Origin of the sequence: Neobacillus drentensis NBRC 102427 (genome assembly GCF_001591445.1) — a bacterium.
Classification (GTDB): domain Bacteria; phylum Bacillota; class Bacilli; order Bacillales; family Cytobacillaceae; genus Neobacillus; species Neobacillus drentensis.
The window spans coordinates 1-4,685 of the sequence record NZ_BCUX01000107.1 but is presented as its reverse complement, the minus strand read 5'-3'; the positions used below and the strand labels follow the sequence as shown (position 1 = coordinate 4,685).

General features: G+C 37.5%; 3 protein-coding genes. 2 read left to right on the top strand and 1 reads right to left on the bottom strand.

Annotated elements, in window-relative coordinates:
- Together BDR01S_RS24200 and BDR01S_RS24195 are read left to right on the top strand one after the other, a co-directional pair.
- On the top strand, positions 1 to 922 hold a 922-nt coding region (locus BDR01S_RS24200; protein ID WP_305802431.1), incomplete at its 5' end, for an SGNH/GDSL hydrolase family protein.
- A gap of 377 nt (positions 923 to 1,299) precedes the next feature.
- Positions 1,300 to 2,403, top strand: coding sequence for an Ig-like domain-containing protein (locus BDR01S_RS24195; protein WP_235846649.1), 1,104 nt, complete (start codon positions 1,300 to 1,302; stop codon positions 2,401 to 2,403).
- Positions 2,404 to 2,487: 84 nt separating this feature from the next.
- Here BDR01S_RS24195 and BDR01S_RS25110 read toward each other — a convergent pair whose 3' ends face one another.
- Positions 2,488 to 4,101 (bottom strand): immunoglobulin-like domain-containing protein, encoded by a 1,614-nt coding sequence (locus tag BDR01S_RS25110; RefSeq protein WP_066259445.1) that lies wholly within the window; start codon positions 4,099 to 4,101, stop codon positions 2,488 to 2,490.
- Positions 4,102 to 4,685 lie beyond the last annotated feature (584 nt).

The following is a 4,685-nucleotide window of genomic DNA, read 5'->3' as shown; positions in this document are numbered from 1 at the left end:
AAAAAAATATTACCTTGATAAGTCAGGTGTGATGAAAACAGGTTGGGCTTTAGTAAATGGAAAGTGGTATTATCTTGACAGCAATGGTGTGATGAAAACCGGCTGGTTAGATTTATCAGGGAAAAAGTACTACCTCAATACTGACGGGTCCAGGGTAATAGGCTGGAAGCAAATCAGTGTCAAATGGTATTATTTCAATAAAGATGGGTCAATGGCAGCCAATACAACGGTGGATGGCTATAAATTAGGTGCAGATGGGGCACGAATTCAAGTCCAATATGTAGCTTTAGGAGATTCCTTAGCGGCTGGTATGACTCCTTTGGGAGTAGATAGAATTCCGGTAAACGGAGTAGATTTGGATTGGGGATATCCAAATTATATTGCAGATAAATTTGCAAAGTCCTATCAGTTACTAGATTTTGATAACTTTGGTGTCTCTGGATATAAAACGGATGATGTAATAGCTGATTTGGGTAAAGCAGAGGTACAAAAAGAAATAAAAGAAGCAACGCACTTAACTATTGATATTGGTGCGAATGATCTGCTTGCAGTCCTTCCTGCCATTCAAGCAAATCCAGCTCAAGCACCAGCGGAAATTGGCAAAATCTCTGCAAAATTGAACGTAATAATAGGCACAATCGATCAGTTGAATCCAAATGTGAAGGTATATGTGATGGGCTATTACAACCCATTCCCTTATATAACTGATGCGCAACAAAAAGCGCAGTTAGAACAATTATTACTAGCATTTAATGGACAGATTCAATCTCAAACCGTACAGAATGGTGATACATTTGTGGCAACTGCACAAGTTATTAATGTTGCTAATTTTGCAGATTATATTCCAAATCCATTGAACATTCATTTGAGTCTCGCTGGTTATCAGGTAGTATCAGGGGAATTTTGGAAAGTGATTAATTAGATAATTAATTAATCATTGTCACTTCACTAATAAAATGAAAATCGTTTAAAAATAGTAATTAAGTAAAGAGTATCATACAAGAAAAAATCGGTTCTTTACGTTACAGCAACAGATAAAGCGAAGAATGTAAGTAAGGCAGAAACGATCAAAGAAAAATCATATTTTAAATAAATCCTCTTCATTTTTAATGAAGGGGATTTTTATTGAAAGTCTGCGATTTGTTGTCGGTAAATGTTTATTGAATCTTATAGTCTTGCAGGAAAGTATGTAGTAGTATGGATATGGCAAGGTGTTCACTATAAAGAAAAAATGGGGGAGTTTTTGTGCGTAATAAAGATTTTTTATCATTAGTTGCAGTAGGTTTATTAGTTTCAACTTTGTCTGTAGGAACAGTAAAGGCAGAAGGAAATGAGTATGAATTATCCAAGAAATTAGTTGAACGTCAGGTTGGAAAGCCAATCCAACAAGGTATCATTGATTCGCATACGTTAGATCAACTTGAAAAAGAAGTAAAAGGTTCTCAATCTTATTCAGCAAAAGGTTTTAATAAAATGGGTGCTACGAGTAGTAGTATTTCCGGTAGTGAAGTTGATGATTATATGTTTGAAACGGAGCCCAACGATGAATTTGATTATGCAGATGATACTTCATATGAAAAACTAACCATTGGTCAATTACTTCCTTTATATGATGTAGATATTCATAAAGTAGTCGTGCCAAAGGATGGAATTTTATTAGTTGCTGGGGGAACTAACTCCAGTGCGATTGATCTAGGATTTGGTGCGGTGCAAAAGGATTTTATTGAGAATGATAAATTAGTATATTTAGGCTCTGATTATGATGAGAACGGGTTTCAATACAAAGCATACCAAGCTAAAGGTGGTACATACTATATAGGTGTTATTGACAATGATAACGACCTATATGACGATAATACAGAAGAAGATTTTTATGTACTTGCAACTGGATTTGTAGACAATGTGGCACCAAACAAACCAATTGTAAACAAAGTTGATAACAATGATACAGTCGTAACTGGAAAAGCAGAACCTGGATCTACCGTTACAGTTAAACGTGGTAATACAGTACTAGCAACGGCAAAAGCAGCGTCTAATAGAGTTTTCTCAGCAAAGATAGCTGTTCAAAAGGCAGGCACAAAGTTAGCAATCACAGCTAAAGATAGTGCTGGAAATGTGAGTGCAAGTGTGACATTAACTGTTGCAGATGTTATTGCACCGAACAGGCCAACTGTAAACAAAGTAGATGATAACGATAGAAAGGTCACAGGGAAAGCTGAAGCGAATTCAAGAGTTACTGTGAAAGTAGGAAATAAAACCCTTGGTTCAGCTTATGCTGATTCAAAAGGGAAATACTCAGTAAAGATAAAAGCACAGAAGAAAGGAACTACACTTGCTGTCACGGCAAAGGATAAGGCAGGAAATCAAAGCTCTAAGAGAACGATTAAAGTTGTAAAACATTAAATCTAATGAATGAGCCAAGAGTAAATTTCTTGGCTTTTTGCATTCTCATAAAATAGGGGTAAGGGACTGAAATGTCCCTTACCCCTATTTTACTGTTATCTTCCGCTTCACTACGGCCTTGTTTTGGGATTTATCAATAACTGTGTAAGTTAATGTATATGAGCCTTTTTTCTTTGTATTAACCGTTCCTGTTACTTTTATCTTGCTTGTTAAACTGCCGTCTAGATTGTCTTTCGCGGTTACTCCTGTTTTTGGATTGAAGGAAGATTTGTAACGAATGGTTTTATTTTTAGCACCGGAAATGACAGGCTTTGTGCTATCAATCGTAATCTTTCTCGTCACCGTGGTCACGTTCTTTGAATTATCCTGTACCGTATACTTCAATGTATACGTACCTTTTTTCTTCGTATTAACGGTACCGCTGATAGTAATTTTACTAGTCAAATTCCCGTTAATGTTATCGCTTGCTGATACACTTGTTCTTGGATTAAACGAAGAATTTAGTCTAATGGTTTTGTTCGTGGCACCTGAAATGATCGGTTTCACATTGTCATAAACCGATATTTTTCTTATTACGGTTGCCACATTTCCAGACCGGTCTGCTACTTTGTAAGTTAAAACGTACGTTCCTAGTTTCGTTGTATCAACCTTACCCGTCACAGAAATTGACTTTGTGAGATCACCATCTACAGTATCCAATGCTTTCACGCCTGTTAATGCATAAAATGTGGATTTGACCGGTATGGATTTGCTTGTGGCACCTGTAATGACAGGTTTCACCGTATCCTTTGCCAGATATGCTGAAGAAACATACCCTTTCTTTTGGTCCTCGGTATGAACGGGGTACCATACATATTGATGTGAAGAGTCATATGTAAATGCTCCGTCAATAATCAATGCTGTATTTTTAGGTAAGGTTTTGTAAATTGGACTACCTGGTGCTTCCCGTAATTTAACACCGGCTACCGTCGTTGCCACTCGGTTTCCAACTTTAAAAGAATAAGCAGAGCTGTGTACTTGACCAGGTAGTGTGTATACCAATCTAGTAAACTTAATGCTATCCGTGAAATCACGATTATAGACAAAATCCGTTGTTTTAAATGGATATTTGGCAAGTGTGGTATCCCCTAAATAACTGAACTCTTCTATTTTGGAAAAAGCCTCTTCTTGATAGGCCTTCGTATTTCTTTCTCCGGTCAACTGGTAAAGCGGACTGTTCGTAGGCTTTGTCCCATTGTATGCCATCACAGCGAAATACCAATTTTCGATCACTTGACGTCCTGCCCCGTTGATTTTTGGCAAGTCCGTGCGTGAATACATACTGCTAAGGACGTTGACACCGGCCTCGATATTATAGACAATATCGCTTCTCAACTTATCTTGGTCGTATACTTTTTGATTGGTAAGCTGCATGAGACCGATGCCCCCATCTGGAGATTCAATGGCCGTATCTGCAGCATCAAACTGCTCCCATTTCCCGTTTTCCTGTGTCGCCACGGCTTTTACCACTTCAGGAGGAATGTCAGCGTTTATGGCTGCATTCGTAAGTAAGCAGTTAATTTGTTTGAAAGGTGGATTGACATTTGGTTTAATCTCACCGCATTTGGCGGATAGATCTGACTCCGCAGAAGCATGTCCATAAAACAAACTAATCGTTAAACAGGTTAATATTCCTGCTTTGAAAAAAGGTATCCTCATATATCAAACTCCAGTCTATGTAAATTCTTTTCTATCATTATTCTAACATGATGACTAGTAATTTTAGAAGATTGACAGATTTTACTATGACATTTGGCTAGAGATAGAATGTCCTCCCTTGTATAGGGAGAATACCAGGGGGCGGTTATTTTAAGAGACAAACGGAAGTTTTGCGGGTAAAAAGGCAAACTAGCTCTATCCCAATTTGTCGAAGATACACCGCATGTATCCTTTGCCGAGTGGAAGATTACTTACCATTATAGGGGGAAGGTTCTTGAGGCTGGCGAATCAGAAAATAAACAATAGGTTCCGATTTGTAGAAAGGAGTCAGGAGGCATTACTCTGATTCCTTTTCTGTATGCCAGGCATGTTCGTTAACTAGGCGGGTATTTAACTCAGTATTGTTATCTCAAAAAAGTTTTGAAGAAATGAACTTTCAGTAAAAAAAGTATTGACCATTGAATGGATATGCTGTAATATATGAAAAGTCGTCACAGAGACGATGTGAAACAAATGAAAAAAGTTATTGACTTCATGTTGATAACTTGGTAGACTAATAAAGTCGCTTTTGGGTGACGGTGTAA